Source organism: Amycolatopsis sp. NPDC104587 (genome assembly GCF_055583645.1).
Genome location: NZ_JBVJNO010000023.1, coordinates 1 through 16,866 on the forward strand (window position 1 = coordinate 1; position 16,866 = coordinate 16,866).

Genomic DNA, 16,866 nt, shown 5'->3' on the forward strand with positions numbered 1-16,866 from the left:
TCCCTCCCTCCCCCCCCCCCCCCCCCCCCCCCCCCCCTCCCCCCTCCCCCCCCCCCCCCCCCCCCCCCCCCCCCCCCCCGGCGCCGTTCACAGGCCGAACTGCTCGCGCCCGACGGCGTTGAGGTCGTCGACGGTCGCCCGGCCGGTCCAGTTCACTTCGTAGTCTTCGGGCGCAAAATCGCCCGGGCTGGCGCCGGCCAGGAATGCGCGTCCGCATTTTTTGGCGTACGTGGCGTTTTTCGCGCAGTGCGGGCTCGCCGGGATGTACATGACGTTTCCCCAACGGTCCGGGTTGGTGCCGTCGGCGACCGCGTGGACGACGTCGCCGTGCCACCACACCGTGTCGCCGGGCTCGACGTCGGGGATCGAGGTCAGCGCCGGCAGCAGGTCGGCGTGGTACTTGTCGTCGACGGGCAGCGCCTGGCCGTTGGCCGCGCCGCACAGGTCGTCTTCCGGGATATCGTCCTGGAGGGCGCGAAGCAGGACGTACGCGATCGCCGACGGGATCGGGACCACGTGCAGGACGCCGTCGCCTTGTCGCATTTCCGACAACGCCGTCCAGCCTTGGAAGGTGCGGAAGGTCGAGCACATCACCGTCGACGGGTACTCGTCGACCTCGGTGCGGTGGGCGCCGTCCCACGGGTCGTAGGCGCCCCAGTTTCCGGCGAAGACGTGCCGGAAGACCTGTTGATAGGCGGGCAGCAGCCAGCGTTCGACCGATCCGGAGTCGGTGTGGGCGGACAGTCCGAGCGACGCCGAGCCGGGGGCGCGCCGACGGATGCGGTCCGGGTAGGCCGTGTCGCGATCGGGGTCGAACCAGACGCGGCCCTCGGACTCGTGCCGCCAGAAGGAGTTGAGAAACCGCCGGACGGCGACCATGTGGTCGTGCTGGCGAGCTTGGATCTGGGGCTTCGACCAGTAGACCGGGTAGATCTGCGGCTGACCGGAAGCGAGGCCGGCGAAGACATCGTCGGCTGGGCCTTCGTAGGTGCCAGCGAAGTTGTTGTCCGTGAGGTAGGCGGCGAGGTCGTTGTCCCAGGCTTCGGCCGTTTCGCGCGCGAAGGTGCCCTTGACGACGGCGCAGCCGCGACGACGGATGGCGTCGAGCGCCTGCTGGGGCACGGTTCCCTCGGCGATGTCGTGAAACCGGACCACGGGGAAAGCGCCCTGGTCGGCGGCGACCGCGTCCACCTCTCGCAGCATCCACTCCCGGACTTCGGCGAACGCGCCGGCGACGTCGCCGATCCGGGCACGCAGGTCGTGCTTGGTCCGCGCGATGGCCTCGGACATGTTCGCGGGCAGTTCTATGGTGGTCATCGGTGTCCTCCGCGCTTTTGGTTAGGACTCCTTACTAGAATGTCCCGGCTACGGTAACCCCTGTCTGTTCCCCGCCACAAGAGGTGCGATGTCCGACCCCGACCGGCCGCTTCCGCGCCTGGCGATGCTGCGGGCCATGACCGACCGTGCGGTGCTCGACCAGGTCTTCGTCCAAAAACGGACGACGCGCGCCGAGCTCGCCGCGACGACCGGGATCTCGAAGCCGACGATCTCCGAGTCCGTCCGGCGGCTGGAGACCGCGGGTGCGCTGCAGGCGACCGGCACCGACCAGACCGGCCGCCGTGGCCGGATCGCCACCTTCTACGAGCTGGCCGCCGACGCCGGCCGGGTTGTCGCCGCGGAGGTGAACCAGCAGGGCATCCGCACCGTGACGACCGACCTGACCGGAACGGTCCTGGCCACCGACCGGCGCCCACCGGACGACAGGCCGATGACCATCGCGGTCCGGGAGGCCGTCGCTGCGGCGGGCGCCACCGGACCGGGGCCGGTGCGGGCGACCGCGATCTCGGTCGCCAACCCCGTCGACCCGGTCACGCACGAGGTCGTCGCGCTGCCGGGGTCACCGTTTCCCGAAGGTGCGCTCCGGGCCGGAGAGATCGGGCGTGACGTTCTGCTCGACAACGACGTCAATTTCTCCGCGCTGGCCGAACGGCGCGAGGGCGGCGCGCGGGATGCGAAGAGCTTCGCGTACGTCTACGTCGGCGCCGGGCTCGGCGTCAGCTTGTACGTCGGCGACCAGCTCGTGCGCGGGACACACGGCCTGGCGGGCGAGATCGGGTACCTCGACAGCTCGGGCTCAACGCTCGCCTCGACCCTCGCCGACCAGGGGTTCGGCCGGTCGGACGCGCCCTCGCTGGACGTCGTCACAATGGTGACCACGCTGGACGCCGCCGCGGCTGGGGACGCTGTTGCCGCGGAACGGCAGCGGCTGCTGGGCGCGACGCTCGGCCGGGCCGTGGCCGCGATCTGCACGATCGTCGACCCGGACCTGGTGCTGCTGGGCGGCCCCGCGGGAAGCCGGCCGGGACTCGTGGCCGAAATCCGGCAAACGGTCCGCGCGACGGCGCCCGGTCCGGTCCGGGTCGAAGCCGGAGAGGTGACGGACTCGGCGGCGCTGCGCGGCGCGCTGTTGTCGGCGCTCGACCACGGACGGGAAAGCCTGGTCAGGGCGGTGGCCGAAAGCTGACCACGGTTTCGGTCAACGGGGGCGCCGTTGTCGCTGAATCGACAACACCGTCAGAGCGCTTGCCCCGCGCCGTTGCCGAAAATCAGCCACGGCATCACCATCAGGACGAACCCGCCTCGATCACCGCGCGCACGCACTTCGCGACCGCCTCGGTGTCCACCTTGACCACTCGCCGGTCGTACGTGAGCAGACCGTTGGCCTCGTTCTCGACATCAGTCGTCTGGGTGTAGACCGCGCCGGACAGCCCACGCTCCCTCACCACTCGCTCCAGAGCACCGCTCACCTCCGCGTAGCGCTCGGTGAGCCGCTCCGACGTCGGCGTCATTTCGTACGCGTTCGGCGGGCCCGGCCAGCGGTGGTCATCCAGGACCAGGCCGAGGCCGCCGTACTCGCCGTCGACCACTGCCCGGCCGTCGGAGACCGAGGGCGAACCCGGGCCGACATACGTGTGGTCGTCGTAGACGTCTCCCGCGCCGGTGTCGGGGCGGGAGAAGCAGCAGTTAACGCCGCTGTTCGCTATCACCAGGCGGGTCGGGTCGAGGGCTTTGACCAGTTCCGCGACACGAGCCGTGTCGAACTCGCCCCAGCCCTCGTTGAACGGCACCCAGCCGACGATCGACGGGACCGCCCGCAGTTGAGTGATCATTTCGATCAATTCCGCTTCGAACCGCTCCTGCGCCTGCGGGACCGGGTCGGGCGCGATGCCGGGCGGGCCGTCGAACGACGCGGTGAGCGACGGCATGTCCTGCCAGACGACCAAGCCCAGCGTGTCGGCCCAGAAGTACCAGCGAGCCGGCTCGACCTTGACGTGTTTGCGGACGAAGTTGAAGCCCAGCTCCTTCGTCTTTTCGAGGTCGAAGCGCAGCGCGTCGTCCGTGGGAGCCGTCGAAATGCCGTCCGGCCAGTAGCCCTGGTCGAGCGGGCCGTGCAGGAAGGTGACCCGGCCGTTGAGCGCGATCCGCGGGCGGCCGTGGTCGTCGGGGACCAGGCCGATCGTCCGCAGGCCGATGTAGCTGCCGACCTCGTCGAGCACCGAGCCGTGGCCGTTGAGGAGCTGGACACTCAGCGTGTAGAGGTGCGGGTCGTCGGGCGTCCAGTGGTGTGGCTCGGGAACCTCCACACGCACCGACGTCCCCGCCGCGCCCGACCCACGAGCCACTTCGGCGTCGTTTGCCGAAATGACGACCACGACCTCCGCGCCGCCGGTGACCTGCGGGAACACCGTCACTCCGGTGAGGTCCGGAGTCAGTTCGAGCCCGGAGACGCGAGCGGCGGGCACTGGCTCGAGCCACACCGTTTGCCAGATTCCGGACGACGCCGTGTACCAGATCCCGCCAGGCGCGTTGCGCTGCTTGCCCACCGGGAAGGGCTCGATGTCGGTCCGGTCCTCGGCTCGGACCGTCAGCTCCTGGGGACCCGTCGCACGGAGGACGTCGGTGATGTCTGCGCTGAAGGACGTGTAGCCGCCTTCGTGTGTGGCGACGAGCTGGTTGTTGACCCACACCTTCGCCGTCTGGTCGACCGCGCCGAAATGGAGGAGGACACGATCGCCGCGCCAGTCGTCCGGGATGTCGACGAGGCGGCGGTACCAGAGGACCTCGTCGCGTCGTCCGATTCCGGACAACGCCGACTCCGGCGGGAACGGCACCAGGATCCGCTCGGCGTAACCGGACGGCCGTGGTTCATCCGGCGACGACGGCCAGCCCGCGTACTCCCAGACGCCGTTGAGGTTCAGCCAGCGCGGCCGCGTCAGCTGGGGCCGCGGGTACTCGGGCAGCGCGTTCGCCGGGCCGACCTCGGCAGTCCACGGGGTCGGCAACGGCGGGTCGAGCTGGCGCCAGCCGGTGTCCTCGGGAGAAGTCATCGTCGTCGATCGTCGCAGAGATCCCCACGCGCGCCAGTGACCGGCGTCACACGCATCCGGGCGGCCCGCACGGGCTCGTCCCGACCCGTCTTGACTCGCGAGTAACCTCTGCGCATGCGTGTGCTGATGCTGTCCTGGGAGTACCCGCCAGTGGCCATCGGCGGCCTGGCCAGGCACGTGCACGCGCTCGCTTGTCACCTTTCGCGACAAGGCCACGAGGTCGTCGTCCTCTGCCGGCACGCCGCGGGCACCGACGCCGGGACCCACCCCCGCACCGACCGGGTCGTCGAGGGCGTGCGGATCATCCGGGTCGCCGAGGACCCGATGCACGTGACCTTCGAGCGCGACCTCGTCGCCTGGACGCTAGCCATGGGGCACGCCATGATCCGCGCCGCGCAGGACCTGCTGCGCAGCTGGCAGCCGGGCGTCGTGCACGCGCACGACTGGCTCGTCGCGCACCCGGCCATCGCGATCGCCGAAGCCGCGCGGGTGCCGCTGGTCGGCACGATCCACGCGACCGAGGCCGGCCGGCACTCCGGCTGGCTGTCGCATCCGCTGAACCAGCAAGTTCACTCGGTCGAGTGGTGGCTGGCCAACCGCGCCGACGCGCTGATCACCTGCTCGCAGGCCATGCGCCGCGAGGTCGCGCACCTCTTCGAGGTCGAAGCCGCCGACGTCACGGTGATCCACAACGGCATCGAGGAACGCGGGTGGCAGGTGCCGGCCGCCGAGATCGCCCGGGCCCGCGAGGTCTACAGCCCGGCCGGGGCGCCGCTGTTGCTCTATTTCGGACGACTCGAGTGGGAGAAGGGCGTGCAGGACCTCCTGGCCGCACTCCCCCGCATCCGGCGCCGGCACCCCGGCACGCGTGTCGTCGTCGCCGGAAAAGGACGACACTTCGACGAGCTCGTCGAGCAGTCGCGAAAGCTACGGGTGCGGCGCGCGGTGGACTTCGTCGGGCACCTGTCCGACCGCGACCTGCGTGCGGCGCTGGCCGCGGCCGACGCCGTGGTCCTGCCCAGCCGGTATGAGCCGTTCGGGATCGTCGCGCTGGAGGCCGCGGCCGCGAAGGCGCCGCTCGTGGCGTCGACCGCCGGCGGACTCGGCGAGGTCGTGGTGCACGGCGAGACCGGGCTCGCGTTCAGCCCTGGCGACGTCAGCGCGCTGGCCGACGCCGTGACGACGGTGCTCGGCGACGCCGAGGCCGCGAAGAAACGGGCGCGAGCGGCGAAGTCCCGGCTGGCCGCGGACTTCGACTGGGGCCGGATCGCCGAGGCGACCGTCGCCGTCTACCGGCGGGCGAAAGCGGGCGAACCGGTCGAACTGCCGCGGCCGAAGATCGCCACCGGCAACGCGTTCGAGCCGGTCGCGGCTGGGATCCCGGAACTGTAGGTAGCGCGCGGCTCAGAAGTGGCAGGGCCGGACGCAGTCCGGCCGGGCCGCGGTGGGCGCGGTCGTGGTCACGACGGCGCCGAACGAGAACGAAAACACGACGAAGACGGCGGCGACAACCGCTCTCAACTTGCTGGTCATGGGGACTCCTCGGGAGGGTGCTGCTTCGCAGTGAGCATCCGTCCCGTACCCCTGGGAAACAATAAGCGAAACAGTAGGGACCAGTACGTATTCGCCTTCCGTGACCGGTTCGTCCGCTCAGTGCGTCCCGGTCAAGATCCGCACCACGACGTGCTCCCGGAGCGGTCCGTGCGGGGTCACCGCTGCCCGGACGCGCTCGGTGAACGCCGGCCGCTCGGCGGGGGCGGGCAGCTGGTCCGGGCTCATCGCCGAAAAAACTCCACCGACGATCTCCTCGACGGTCAGCGTGGTCACATAGTCGACAACCCGCAGGTCGACGGCGTATCCGGCCGCCGACAACGCGGCCGCGTAGCGCTCCTGGCTCGCCTCGTCGGTGCCGCAAGTCCGGTGCAGTGGAATGCCGAGATGGTCGGAAACGACCTCGCGCAGCGCCTCCGACCAAGCGCTGTCCTGAAGCCACAGCGGCTCGCCGTTGGTCACCACCGCGACACCGCCGCCGGGCCGCAGCAGCGGGCGCACGTCGGTGAACAGCCGCTCGTGGTCCATCCAGTGCAACGCCTGCGCGACCGTCACGGCCGCGAACCGGCGTGGGCCGAAAAGCGACAACAGCGCGCCGACGTCGGAATCCGCGCCGAGCAGCCAGCTGACGTTCGGCTCGGCCGTCGCGAGGCGGGCCTGGGCCAGCATCGCGGGCTCCGGGTCCATGCCGAGCACGGCCCCGGCTCGCGGCGCCAGGACCCGGGTGAGCTGGCCGGTGCCGCAGCCGAGGTCGAGGACGACGTCCTCGCGCGTCACGGCGAACGCCGCGGCCAGCGCGTCCGCCACCTCGGGCGGGTAGCCGCGGCGGAACCGCTGGTAGTACTCGCTCACTTCGCCGCCGAACGCCGGTGCCGTCATGGTCCCGAGCATGCCGACGGCCACGCCGGTCCAGGCGTGGTTCCGCTGAGGGCGGACTCAGAAGACCGGCAGCAGCAGGCCGTGTTCGGACTCTGGGCGCGGGCCGAAGATGCGGCGGTCCGCCTCCGCGATCGGGATGTCGTTGATGCTCGCTTCGCGGCGGCGCATCAGGCCTTCGTCGCTGAACTCCCACAGCTCGTTGCCGTAGCTGCGGAACCACTGGCCGCCGGCGTTGCGGGACTCGTACTGGAACCGGACGGCGATGCGGTTGCCGCGAAAACCCCACAGCTCCTTGCGCAGCGCGTAGTCCAGTTCGCGCTCCCACTTCGTGGTCAAAAACTCGACGATCCGAGCCCGGCCGACAACGTGCTGGTCGCGGTTCCGCCAGACCGAATCCTCCGTGTAAGCCAGTGAGACCCGCTCCGGGTCGCGGGTGTTCCACGCGTCCTCGGCGGCCTGGACCTTCTGGCGGGCGGTGTCCTCGTCGAACGGCGGGAAAGGCGGGCGCGGGGTCATGGCGGCTCCTTCCGGACGTGGAGAACGTCCGTTCTCCAGCGGTCCCGCTAGACTAGAGAACGAGCATTCTCCACACCAGAGGCAGGTGACATGAATCCCACGGAGGCGACCGACCGGCTGCTGGAAGCCGCCGAAGACCTCTTCTACGCCCACGGCGTGCAGGCGGTCGGGATGGACGCCGTCCGCGCGCGCTCGGGCGTCTCGCTCAAGCGGCTCTACCAGTGCTTCCCCGCGAAGACCGACCTGGTCGAGGCCTACCTCCTGCGCCGCGACGAACGCTGGCGGGAGTCGTTGCGCGATTTTGTCCACGCCCGCGGCGACGACCCGATCGCCGTGTTCCGCTGGCTGAAGAACTGGTTCGCCGAGCCGGGCTTCCGCGGTTGCGCGTTCGTCAACTCGTTCGGCGAGTTCGGCGATCCCGCGCCGGCGATCGCCGCCGCGATCCGCAAGCACAAGGACGAGGTCCGGGCCTACCTGCGTGGTCTCGTTTCCGACCAAGGCACCGCCGACCAGCTGTTCTCGCTGATGGAGGGCGCGACCGTCCTCGCCGCGATCACCGGCGACCCGGGCGAAGCCGACACAGCGCGCGAAGCGGCGAAGGTCCTAGTGGCAGCTCGGCGGTAGCGCGTCGTACGCGAGCTGTTCGTCCCAATCCGGACCACGGCCGCGCGGCGTGAGGTCGAACAGGTTCCACACGGGCTCGAGCGTCCCGACGTGGCGCGGGTCCTGTCCCGGTTCGGCCGGCGCGTAGAGCAGCTCCGAACCCCAGAAGTGCCGGATGCCGTCGTCGCCGCGGTGGAAGACGTTGAGCATCGGCCGCGGGTCGCCCTCGGCGGTCTCGGCCCGGTAGTCCCGGCTGAACGTGGTGCTCGCGCACGACACGAGCCGCAGCCGTCGCCAGCCGCGTTCGGCGGCGAACGTCAGCAGGTGCCCGATGGGCGCTCGCGCGACAACGGCGAAGTCGACGTGCGGCGCGACGTGTTCCACAATGCCGTCCAGCTGGTCGAGCAACGCCGTGCAGGACGGGCACGGCCCCTGCCCCAGTGGCAGCTGCGCGCTCTCCCCCGACACCGGACCCGGCCGGTCGTCACCGGGGTCGCGCGAAACATGTAGTGGTAGACGACCAGGGTGTCGTTCCCCGGCGAAAAAAGGTCCGACAACCGGACCGATCCGCCGTCGCCCTCGAAGACGTAGTCCTCGGGCACCAGACCGCCGGGCGGGAGCTCACGGCGTTGCGCGGCGACGGCTTCCATCTCGCGACGCAGTCCGGCTTCGCGTTCCAGAAGCCGGTCACGCGCGGCGCGATACTCGGGCGACTCTCCCGGGAAATCGATGCTCATCCGGGAAACATACGCAGGAAACTGGTCCGGTGGCGGGGAGCCGCCGCCACCGGACCAGTTCCGGACCACACCATCCCAACCAGTGTGGATATCCGGTCACCCCTCGTCAGGTAGGGGTGACCGGGGCCCTGCTACCGGGCGTCCGTGAGATACCGCGCGTAGGCGCCGGTGGTGAGGAAGCTCGGCAGCTTCTCGCCCAGCGCGGTTTCGGTGAAGATCGCGTACGCGTCGTCGAGGCGGTTGCCCGTGCCCAGCTCGGCGCGCACCGAGGCCAGCTCGTCGTCGAGGTACTCGACCGCCAGCTCGCGGGTCAGCGCGGTGCCGTCCTCGAGCTTCGTGCCGTTGCGGATCCACTGCCAGACCTGGCACCGCGCGATCTCCGCGGTCGCCGCGTCCTCCATCAGGTTGTGGATCGCCGCCGCGCCCGTGCCGCGCAGCCACGCGTCGACGTAGCGCAGCGCGACGTTGATGTTCGCGCGCACGCCCGCTTCGGTGACCTCGCCGCCGGCGCTCGCGACGTCGAGCAGGTCCTCGGCGGAGACCTGGACGTCGTCGCGCAGCTTGCCCAGCTGGTTCGGCCAGCCGCCGAGGACGCCGTCGAAGACCTCGCGGCAGATCGGGACCAGGCCGGGGTGCGCAACCCAGGACCCGTCGAAACCGTCGCCGGCCTCGCGTTCCTTATCGGCGCGGACCTTCTCGACCGCGGTCGCGTTGATCTCCGGGTCCTTGCTCGGGATGAACGCGGCCATGCCGCCGATGGCGTGCGCGCCGCGCTTGTGGCAGGTGCTCACCAGCAGTTCGGTGTAGGCCCGCATGAACGGCACGGTCATCGTGACCTGAGCGCGGTCCGGCAGCACGAAGTCGGCGCCGTGCGCGGCGAAGTTCTTGATCATGCTGAAGATGTAGTCCCAGCGACCCGCGTTGAGGCCCGCGGCGTGCTCGCGCAGCTCGTAGAGGATCTCGTCCATCTCGAACGCGGCGGTGATCGTCTCGATCAGCACCGTGGCGCGGATCGTGCCGCGCGGGATGCCGAGCTCGCGCTGCGCCAGCAGGAAGACGTCGTTCCACAGCCGCGCTTCGAGGTGGTTCTCGAGCTTCGGCAGGTAGAAGTACGGGCCGACACCGCGAGCCAGCAGCTGACGAGCGTTGTGGAAGAAGAACAGGCCGAAGTCGACCAGGCTCGCCGACACCGGACGGCCGTCGATGCGGATGTGCTTCTCCACCAGGTGCCAGCCGCGGGGCCGCGCGACGATCGTCGCCGGGTCGTCGCCGATCGTGTAGTGCTTGCCGGCGTCGGTCGTGAAGTCGATGTTGCGGCGGATCGCGTCGAAGAGGTTGAGCTGGCCGTCGATGACGTTGTGCCACGTCGGCGACGTCGCGTCCTCGAAGTCCGCCAGCCACACCTTGGCGCCGGAGTTCAGCGCGTTGACCGTCATCTTGCGGTCGGTCGGGCCGGTGATCTCGACGCGGCGGTCTTCCAGGCCCGGCGCGGTCGGCGCGACGTTCCACGACTCGTCGTCGCGGATCCGGCGGGTCTCCGGGAGGAAGCCGAGCGGCTTCTCGCCGGACTGCAGTTCCTCGCGCCGCACGCGGCGGGCGTCGAGCAGCTCGCGCCGGCGGCCGGCGAACGTGTTGTCCAGCTTGGCCAGGAAGTCGAGTGCTGCCGGGGTGAGGATTTCGGCGAACCGGCCCTCGACCGGCCCGGTGACCTCGATGCGGTAGTTCAGTCGATCGACCATGGGATGCCTCCGCGAGCTGTGGGCAGGGAAGGAAAGAAGGGGAGGGACGCGGCCCGACGGCGAGGGGGGGGGACGCCGTCAGGCCGCGGCCGGGATCAGTGGAACTGCGCTTCTTCGGTGGAGCCCTTGAGCGCGGTGGTGGAGCTCTCCGGGTTCAGCGCCGTCGCGACGTTGTCGAAGTAGCCGGTGCCGACCTCGCGCTGGTGCTTGGTGGCGGTGTAACCGCGGCTCTCCGAAGCGAACTCGCGCTCCTGCAGGTCGACGTAGGCGGTCATGCCCTCGCGGGCGTAACCGTGCGCCAGGTCGAACATCGAGTAGTTCAGCGCGTGGAAGCCGGCCAGCGTGATGAACTGGAACTTGTATCCCATGTGGCCGAGCTCGCGCTGGAACTTCGCGATCGTCGCGTCGTCCAGGTGCTTCTTCCAGTTGAACGACGGCGAGCAGTTGTAGGCCAGCATCTGGTCCGGGAACTTCGCCTTGATGGCCTCGGCGTACTTGCGCGCCACCTCGAGGTCCGGCTCCGAGGTCTCCATCCAGAGCAGGTCGGCGTACTGGGCGTAGGCCAGGCCGCGCTCGATGCACGGGTCGATGCCGTTGGTGACCTCGTAGAAGCCCTCGGCGGTGCGGCCGCCGGTGAGGAACTGCTGGTCACGCTCGTCGACGTCGCTGGTCAGCAGCGTCGCGGCCTGCGCGTCGGTGCGGGCGACGATCAGCGACGGCACGTTCAGCACGTCCGCGGCCAGGCGGGCGGCGTTCAGCGTGCGCTCGTGCTGCTTGGTCGGGATGAGGACCTTGCCGCCGAGGTGGCCGCACTTCTTCTCGGACGCGAGCTGGTCCTCCCAGTGCACACCCGCGGCGCCGGCCGCGATCATGCCCTTCATCAGCTCGAACGCGTTGAGCGGGCCACCGAAGCCGGCCTCGGCGTCGGCGACGATCGGCGCGTACCAGTCGATGTCGGTGTTGCCCTCGGCCCAGTTGATCTGGTCGGCGCGGCCCAGCGCGTTGTTGATGCGGCGGACCACGGCCGGCACCGAGTTGGCCGGGTAGAGGCTCTGGTCCGGGTAGGTCTGGCCGGACAGGTTGGCGTCGGCCGCGACCTGCCAGCCGGACAGGTAGATCGCCTGCAGGCCCGCGCGGACCTGCTGGACGGCCTGGTTGCCGGTCAGGGCGCCGAGCGCGTGGACGTAGTCTTCGGTGTGCAGGAGGTCCCACAGCTTCTCCGCGCCGCGGCGGGCCAGGGTGTGCTCCTCGACGACGCTGCCGCGCAGCTTGACGACGTCCTCAGCCGAGTAGGAGCGCTGCACGCCCGCCCAGCGGGGGTCGCTCGCCCACTGCGCCGCCAGCTCCGCGGCCGCCTGCTTGGCCTGTTCCGTCATCGGACTCTCCCGGTGTTGCGAAGTTTGCGATTGCTCGCCTTGCCTGATCCGACCCTTGCATGGCAGGGAAAATCCGGTCCAGCTATCCAATTTGCCAATTTGTGCGAAGGGTCCGTACGCTCTTTGCAAAGGTTGCGAATCGCCAGTTCGCAACCAGCCCGAAAATCCGCGTTCTTGACCGTTCACGTAACCGTTCAGGACCGGAAACCTTCCGGAAAGGAGGGCGAGAATGGAGAAGACTTTCGCCGGCGCGCGGTTGCGGCACCTTCGCGAAAGCCGGGCGATGAGCCAGGCCGACCTGGCCCGTGTGCTGGAGATCTCACCCAGCTACCTCAACCAGATCGAGCACAACTCGCGCCCGCTGACCGTCCCGGTGCTGCTGCGGATCACGCAGGCGTTCGGCGTGGACACCGAGTTCTTCGCCAACAACGACACGTCCCGGCTGGTCGCCGACGTCAAGGAGGCGCTGCTCGACGAGTCCCTCGGCGTCGACGTCACCACGAGCGAGCTCAACGAGCTGGCGACCAACCTGCCGGCGATCGCCCAGGCCCTGGTCAAGCTGCACCGCAGCTACCGCCACGCCGTCGAGAACACCGCCGCGCTCACCACCGAAAACGGCCTGGGCCTGCACGGCAGCGCGGCCTCGGCGCTGCCGCACGAGGAGGTCCGCGACTTCTTCTACGAGCGCGAGAACTACGTCGCCGAGCTCGACGAACGCGCCGAGAAGATGGCGGCGGACATCCCGCTCCAGCGCGGGCAAGTGCTCGGCGCGTTGAAGGACTGCCTGTCCCAGCGCTACGGCATCGACGTGACCAGCGACGGCATCGACGAATCCGCAGGTCAGCAGCACCGCTACGAGCCGCACACCCGGACGTTGCGGCTGGCGCCGAGCCTGCGCGTCGGGCAGCAGGCATTCCGGATGGCTTCGCAGATCGCCCTCGTCGAGTACGACGACCTGATCACCGAGCTGGCCGACTCGTGGGCGTTTTCCGGTCCTGCGGCGCGGTCGCTCGCCCGCGTCGGCCTGGCGAACTACTTCGCCGGGGCGCTGATCCTCCCCTATGGACCGTTCCTGGCCGCGGCCGAGCGGTTCCGCTACGACATCGAGCGGCTGTGCGACCACTACGGCGTCGGCTTCGAGACGGTGTGCCACCGGCTGTCCACTTTGCAGCGTCCCAAGGCACGCGGTGTGCCGTTCTCCTTCGTGCGCGTGGACCGGGCGGGGAACATGTCGAAGCGGCAGTCGGCGGCCGGCTTCCACTTCTCCCGGGTCGGCGGCGCTTGTCCACTCTGGAACATCTACGAGGCGTTCACCCAGCCGGGCAAGATCCTGACGCAGATCGCGACGCTGCCCGACGGCAAGAGCTATTTCTGGATCGCCCGCACCGTCTCGCGCAACATCGGCGGGTACGGCAGCCCGGGCAAGACGTTCACCGTCGGCCTGGGCTGCGAGCTGCGGCACGCCGGGCGGCTCGTCTATTCGACCGGTCTCGATCTCGACGAGCCCGCCGCGGCGACGCCGATCGGAATGGGCTGCAAAGTCTGCGAACGCCCGGCGTGCTCACAGCGCGCGTTCCCCACGATCGGCAAGCAGCTCACCGTGGACGAGAACACCAGCACCTTCGTCCCCTACCCGGCGGTGCCGAAGGGCTGATCATCCCATCATCCGATGACGTGCGGAGTCCACGTCCCCTCGTCGGGCCCCATCAGCGTGATCCGGTTCAGCAGCTCCTGCGCGTCGAGGCCGGCGGCCTTCGGCTGGTCGATCGCGACGCAGGCCTGCAGCCCGTTCTTCTCGGTGCACACGGGCGTGCCGAGGCCGTCCGCGTGGCCGCCCGGGAGCGAGACGGTGATCGACGCGAGGGCGCCGTTGACCGAATACTGCAGCACCGCCCGCCAGGGGACGCCGTCGGTGTCCGGGCGGCGCCACAGTCCCGCGTCGGCCAGGTGGAACGACGGCGGCAGGCTGGAGATGTGCAGCGGCAGGGGCACCGGCTTGTTCGCGAACGTCACATCGTCGGCCACGCGCGTCAGCACCTGCTGCAGGTCGGGCACGGCGAGGTAGTACGCGTGCAGCTGCGCCCACCGGCCGTCCGGCGTGGGCCAGCGCAGGTAGGCGTCGCCGTGGTTGAGGGGGTCGTTCGCGTCCGTCGTGAGCCAATACCCCTCGTGGCCGCCGATCCGCTGCGGGATCTGCTTCGGCTCGCCGCCCAGGTCGCGCGGGGTGGGGGGCTCGCGGTCGGAGACCGAGACCCAGATCATCGGCGACAGCTCGCCGCGGCCGATGGCCAGGGCGTAGTCGCCGTGTCCGCCGGCGCCGTACTCGACACCGGTGATCTGCTCCGGCAGCCAGCCGAAGCTCGCCTTCGTCACCAGCGGGTTGTCGGGTGGCGGCGGCGTGACGGGCCCGGGCGCCACGGCCACCGGCGCGGGCGCAGGTGCGGCCGGCGGAGCGGGCCGGAACGCCGTCACGGCCGTCAGGCCTCCGGCGGCCACCGCCGCGGCGCAGCCGACGACCAGCGCGGTTGTCCGGCGGCGACGAATACGGGCCCCGGCGCGGCGGGCGCGGTCGACGTCGATCGACAACGGCGGCGCGGGCGCGTCGGCCAGGTCCTTCAGCATCGTGGTCAGCTCGTAGTCGGTCATGCTGGTCCCTCCGTGATGCCGATGGGCTCGCCGAGCAGCTCGCGAAGCGTGTCCACGGCCTTCGAGGTCTGGCTCTTGACGGTGCCTTCGGAGCACCCCAGCGCCCGCGCGGTGTCCGCGACCGGCAGGTCGCAGAAGTAACGCAGGACGATGGTGGCGCGCTGCCGCGCCGGCAGCCGTTCCAGGGCCGCGCGCAGGTCGAGGGCCAGTTCGACGTCCGAGCCGGACCTGGGTGGCGGGTCGTGGTCGATTTCGCGCAAATCCACCCGCCGCCACCACGACGTCCGCTGCTCGGCGAGGAACGTGTTGACCAGCGTCCGGCGGGCGTACCCGTCGAGGTTGTCCGCCCGGGCGGCCCGCGCCCAGTTCGTGTACAGCCGCGTGATCGCCGACTGGACCAGGTCGTCCGCCCGGTGCCAGTCCCCGCACAGCAGGTACGCGATCTTGCGGAGCCAGCCGGCCCGTGCCGTCACGAAGTCCGTGAAACCGGCGTCCATCGGCGTCCCCCATCCTGTTCGTCACCACTTTGATGGGCCCGGAGGGCCGGGAGGTTGCCCGGGACGCGCGAGTCGTAGATTCAACCGGGTGCACGACATCGACACGGTGACCGCGGCGACGATCGAGAAGGCCGCCGAGCGGCTGGCCGGGGTGGTGACCCGGACGCCGCTGGAGCCGAGCGCGCGGCTGTCGTCCCGGGTGGACGCCCAGGTCTGGGTGAAGCGCGAGGACCTGCAGACCGTCCGGTCGTACAAGATCCGCGGCGCCTACAACTTCATCGTCCAGCTCGACGAGGACGTGCGTGCGCTCGGCGTCGTCTGCGCCAGCGCGGGCAACCACGCCCAGGGTGTCGCGTACGCGTGCCGGCGGCTGGGCGCGAACGGCCGTGTGTACGTCCCGGGGACCACGCCGCGGCAGAAGCGCGAACGCATCGCGACGCTCGGCGGCGCGCACATCGAGGTCATCGTTGTCGGCGAAACGTACGAAGACGCCTTCGCCGCGGCCAACGAGGACGCCCGGCGCACCGGGGCGACGCTCGTGCCGGCCTTCGACGACGTCCGCACCGTCGCCGGCCAGGGCACGGTCGCCCTGGAGGTCGTCGCGCAGCTCGGCTTCGTCCCGGACGTCGTGGTCGTGCCGGTCGGGGGCGGCGGGCTGCTCGCCGGCGTCGGCAGCTGGCTGCGCGAACGGCACCCCGAGGTCCGTGTCGTCGGCGTCGAACCGGCCGGCGCGGCCTGCATGGCGGCGGCACTCTCGGCCGGGCAGCCGGTGCGGCTGCCCGAGCTCGACTCGTTCGTCGACGGCGCCGCGGTGCGTGAAGCCGGCGGCGTCACCTATCCGCTGATCCGCGAGAGCGGCGCCGAGCTGACGTCGGTCGCCGAGGGCGCGGTGTGCACCGAAATGCTGGCGATGTACCAGTCCGACGGCATCATCGCCGAACCCGCGGGCGCGCTCGCCGCGGCGGCGCTCGGGACGGTCGTGCGGGTGGAGCCGGGCCAGACCGTCGTCGTGCTGGTCTCCGGGGGCAACAACGACGTCAGCCGCTACAGCGAGATCCTCGAACGCTCGCTGATGCACGAAGGGCTGAAGCACTACTTCCTGGTCGGGTTCCCGCAGGAGCCGGGCGCGCTGCGGCGGTTCCTGGAGCAGGTCCTCGGGCCCGAGGACGACATCACGCGCTTCGAGTACGTCAAGCGCACCAACCGCGAGATGGGCCCGGCGCTGGTCGGCGTGGAGATCGCCCGATCATCCGACCTTCCGGGGCTGCTGGCCCGGATGGACGCGAGCCCCCTGCAGGTGGAGCGGATCGAGCCCGGCAGCCCCCTGTTCCACTTCCTGCTCTGACGGTTGTGGTGGACTAGGCGGATGGTGAAGGTCGACGGAATCCGCAGTGTCGAGGCGTTGCGCGAAAAGGTCCACGAGGGTGCGGAGCCCGAGTACCTGCTGTTCTACGGGCACACGCCCTCGAAGTCCGGGCGGGTGACGGCGAGCTGCCTGAGCCAGTGGTGGGTCGACCCGTTCGAGGTCGACGGCGTCGTCTACCCGACCGCCGAGCACTACATGATGGCCGGCAAGGCCGAGCTGTTCGGCGACCACGAGAAGGCTTCGGCGATCCTCGCCGCTCCGGACCCGAAGACGGCGAAGGTGCTCGGCCGCGAAGTCGCCGACTACGACGCCGAGGTCTGGGAGCGGCACCGGTTCGACATCGTCGTCGACGGCAACCTGGGCAAGTTTCGCGCCCACCGCGACCTGCGGCGGTTCCTGCTGGGGACCGGGGACACCGTGCTCGTCGAGGCGTCGAAGAAGGACCTGATCTGGGGCACGGGCCTCGCGCGCGAAGAGAAGAACGCGACCAAGCCGGACTACTGGCGCGGGCTGAACCTGCTCGGCTTCGCGTTGATGGAGGTCCGGGACCAGCTGCGCGCCCGCTGAG

16 protein-coding genes and 1 pseudogene are annotated in these 16,866 nt (G+C 70.3%); 6 read left to right on the forward strand and 11 right to left on the reverse strand.

Annotated features, from left to right (window positions below):
• Window positions 1–87: 87 nt before the first annotated feature.
• Window positions 88–1,317 carry a YbiU family protein gene (locus ACZ61C_RS44900; protein WP_465314093.1) on the reverse strand — a complete coding sequence of 410 codons (1,230 nt, stop codon included), beginning with the start codon at window positions 1,315–1,317 and terminating at the stop codon, window positions 88–90.
• Window positions 1,318–1,405: 88 nt separating this feature from the next.
• On the opposite strand from ACZ61C_RS44900, the gene ACZ61C_RS44905 reads away from it, so the two are divergent.
• Window positions 1,406–2,524 carry an ROK family transcriptional regulator gene (locus ACZ61C_RS44905; protein WP_465314094.1) on the forward strand — a complete coding sequence of 373 codons (1,119 nt, stop codon included), beginning with the start codon at window positions 1,406–1,408 and terminating at the stop codon, window positions 2,522–2,524.
• A gap of 100 nt (window positions 2,525–2,624) precedes the next feature.
• Here the strand turns inward: ACZ61C_RS44905 and ACZ61C_RS44910 are convergent, their stop codons facing one another.
• Window positions 2,625–4,388, reverse strand: coding sequence for a glycoside hydrolase family 2 protein (locus ACZ61C_RS44910; protein WP_465314095.1), 1,764 nt, complete (start codon window positions 4,386–4,388; stop codon window positions 2,625–2,627).
• A gap of 114 nt (window positions 4,389–4,502) precedes the next feature.
• Between ACZ61C_RS44910 and ACZ61C_RS44915 the strand changes: the two genes are divergently transcribed.
• Window positions 4,503–5,780 (forward strand): glycosyltransferase family 4 protein, encoded by a 1,278-nt coding sequence (locus ACZ61C_RS44915; protein WP_465314096.1) that lies wholly within the window; start codon window positions 4,503–4,505, stop codon window positions 5,778–5,780.
• A gap of 12 nt (window positions 5,781–5,792) precedes the next feature.
• Here ACZ61C_RS44915 and ACZ61C_RS44920 read toward each other — a convergent pair whose 3' ends face one another.
• From ACZ61C_RS44920 to ACZ61C_RS44930, 3 genes are all read right to left on the reverse strand, one after another.
• Window positions 5,793–5,921, reverse strand: coding sequence for a hypothetical protein (locus ACZ61C_RS44920; protein ID WP_465314097.1), 129 nt, complete (start codon window positions 5,919–5,921; stop codon window positions 5,793–5,795).
• A 117-nt stretch (window positions 5,922–6,038) separates the two neighbouring features.
• Window positions 6,039–6,818 (reverse strand): class I SAM-dependent methyltransferase, encoded by a 780-nt coding sequence (locus ACZ61C_RS44925; RefSeq protein ID WP_465314098.1) that lies wholly within the window; start codon window positions 6,816–6,818, stop codon window positions 6,039–6,041.
• A gap of 57 nt (window positions 6,819–6,875) precedes the next feature.
• A complete protein-coding gene (locus ACZ61C_RS44930) occupies window positions 6,876–7,334 on the reverse strand; it encodes a nuclear transport factor 2 family protein (protein WP_465314099.1) in 459 nt (152 codons plus the stop codon).
• 90 nt (window positions 7,335–7,424) lie between these two features.
• Between ACZ61C_RS44930 and ACZ61C_RS44935 the strand changes: the two genes are divergently transcribed.
• A complete protein-coding gene (locus tag ACZ61C_RS44935) occupies window positions 7,425–7,958 on the forward strand; it encodes a TetR/AcrR family transcriptional regulator (protein WP_465314100.1) in 534 nt (177 codons plus the stop codon).
• On the opposite strand, the gene ACZ61C_RS44940 is transcribed toward ACZ61C_RS44935, so the two are convergent.
• From ACZ61C_RS44940 to aceA, 4 genes and pseudogenes are all read right to left on the reverse strand, one after another.
• Entirely contained in the window at window positions 7,938–8,405 is a 468-nt protein-coding gene (locus tag ACZ61C_RS44940) for a DUF899 family protein (RefSeq protein WP_465314101.1), read from the reverse strand. The genes ACZ61C_RS44935 and ACZ61C_RS44940 overlap by 21 nt on opposite strands.
• 35 nt (window positions 8,406–8,440) lie before the next feature.
• Window positions 8,441–8,674 (reverse strand): annotated as a pseudogene (locus ACZ61C_RS44945) (DUF899 family protein); the annotation flags it as partial.
• A gap of 131 nt (window positions 8,675–8,805) precedes the next feature.
• Window positions 8,806–10,413: a malate synthase A gene (aceB, locus tag ACZ61C_RS44950; RefSeq protein ID WP_465314102.1), complete on the reverse strand. Its 1,608-nt coding sequence runs from the start codon at window positions 10,411–10,413 to the stop codon at window positions 8,806–8,808.
• A 95-nt stretch (window positions 10,414–10,508) separates the two neighbouring features.
• Entirely contained in the window at window positions 10,509–11,789 is a 1,281-nt protein-coding gene (aceA, locus tag ACZ61C_RS44955) for an isocitrate lyase (protein ID WP_465314103.1), read from the reverse strand.
• Between the two features lie 229 nt (window positions 11,790–12,018).
• Here aceA and ACZ61C_RS44960 point away from each other — a divergent pair, with 229 nt between their 5' ends.
• On the forward strand, window positions 12,019–13,443 hold the full coding sequence (locus ACZ61C_RS44960; protein WP_465314104.1) for a short-chain fatty acyl-CoA regulator family protein: 1,425 nt from the start codon (window positions 12,019–12,021) through the stop codon (window positions 13,441–13,443).
• An 8-nt stretch (window positions 13,444–13,451) separates the two neighbouring features.
• Here the strand turns inward: ACZ61C_RS44960 and ACZ61C_RS44965 are convergent, their stop codons facing one another.
• Together ACZ61C_RS44965 and ACZ61C_RS44970 are read right to left on the reverse strand one after the other, a co-directional pair.
• The gene (locus ACZ61C_RS44965; RefSeq protein WP_465314105.1) at window positions 13,452–14,435 is read right to left on the reverse strand and encodes a hypothetical protein; all 984 of its coding nucleotides are present in this window, start codon (window positions 14,433–14,435) and stop codon (window positions 13,452–13,454) included.
• Window positions 14,432–14,932 (reverse strand): SigE family RNA polymerase sigma factor, encoded by a 501-nt coding sequence (locus tag ACZ61C_RS44970; RefSeq protein WP_465314106.1) that lies wholly within the window; start codon window positions 14,930–14,932, stop codon window positions 14,432–14,434. Before ACZ61C_RS44970 ends, ACZ61C_RS44965 begins: the two co-directional genes overlap by 4 nt.
• A gap of 88 nt (window positions 14,933–15,020) precedes the next feature.
• Here ACZ61C_RS44970 and ilvA point away from each other — a divergent pair, with 88 nt between their 5' ends.
• Window positions 15,021–16,277 carry a threonine ammonia-lyase IlvA gene (gene ilvA, locus ACZ61C_RS44975; protein WP_465314107.1) on the forward strand — a complete coding sequence of 419 codons (1,257 nt, stop codon included), beginning with the start codon at window positions 15,021–15,023 and terminating at the stop codon, window positions 16,275–16,277.
• 21 nt (window positions 16,278–16,298) lie between these two features.
• Entirely contained in the window at window positions 16,299–16,865 is a 567-nt protein-coding gene (locus ACZ61C_RS44980) for an NADAR family protein (protein WP_465314108.1), read from the forward strand.
• The last annotated feature ends 1 nt before the right edge of the window (window position 16,866 follow it).

What these genes read in the sequence shown, in the direction of transcription:
- ACZ61C_RS44905 (WP_465314094.1), top strand. Translation starts at nt 1,406, where the DNA reads ATGTCCGACCCCGACCGGCCGCTTCCGCGCCTGGCGATGCTGCGGGCC.
- ACZ61C_RS44965 (WP_465314105.1), bottom strand. Translation starts at nt 14,435, where the DNA reads ATGACCGACTACGAGCTGACCACGATGCTGAAGGACCTGGCCGACGCG.
- ACZ61C_RS44970 (WP_465314106.1), bottom strand. Translation starts at nt 14,932, where the DNA reads ATGGACGCCGGTTTCACGGACTTCGTGACGGCACGGGCCGGCTGGCTC.
- ACZ61C_RS44935 (WP_465314100.1), top strand. Translation starts at nt 7,425, where the DNA reads ATGAATCCCACGGAGGCGACCGACCGGCTGCTGGAAGCCGCCGAAGAC.
- ACZ61C_RS44920 (WP_465314097.1), bottom strand. Translation starts at nt 5,921, where the DNA reads ATGACCAGCAAGTTGAGAGCGGTTGTCGCCGCCGTCTTCGTCGTGTTT.
- ACZ61C_RS44925 (WP_465314098.1), bottom strand. Translation starts at nt 6,818, where the DNA reads ATGACGGCACCGGCGTTCGGCGGCGAAGTGAGCGAGTACTACCAGCGG.
- ACZ61C_RS44960 (WP_465314104.1), top strand. Translation starts at nt 12,019, where the DNA reads ATGGAGAAGACTTTCGCCGGCGCGCGGTTGCGGCACCTTCGCGAAAGC.
- aceB (WP_465314102.1), bottom strand. Translation starts at nt 10,413, where the DNA reads ATGGTCGATCGACTGAACTACCGCATCGAGGTCACCGGGCCGGTCGAG.
- ACZ61C_RS44980 (WP_465314108.1), top strand. Translation starts at nt 16,299, where the DNA reads ATGGTGAAGGTCGACGGAATCCGCAGTGTCGAGGCGTTGCGCGAAAAG.
- ACZ61C_RS44910 (WP_465314095.1), bottom strand. Translation starts at nt 4,388, where the DNA reads ATGACTTCTCCCGAGGACACCGGCTGGCGCCAGCTCGACCCGCCGTTG.
- ACZ61C_RS44930 (WP_465314099.1), bottom strand. Translation starts at nt 7,334, where the DNA reads ATGACCCCGCGCCCGCCTTTCCCGCCGTTCGACGAGGACACCGCCCGC.
- ACZ61C_RS44900 (WP_465314093.1), bottom strand. Translation starts at nt 1,317, where the DNA reads ATGACCACCATAGAACTGCCCGCGAACATGTCCGAGGCCATCGCGCGG.
- aceA (WP_465314103.1), bottom strand. Translation starts at nt 11,789, where the DNA reads ATGACGGAACAGGCCAAGCAGGCGGCCGCGGAGCTGGCGGCGCAGTGG.
- ACZ61C_RS44915 (WP_465314096.1), top strand. Translation starts at nt 4,503, where the DNA reads ATGCGTGTGCTGATGCTGTCCTGGGAGTACCCGCCAGTGGCCATCGGC.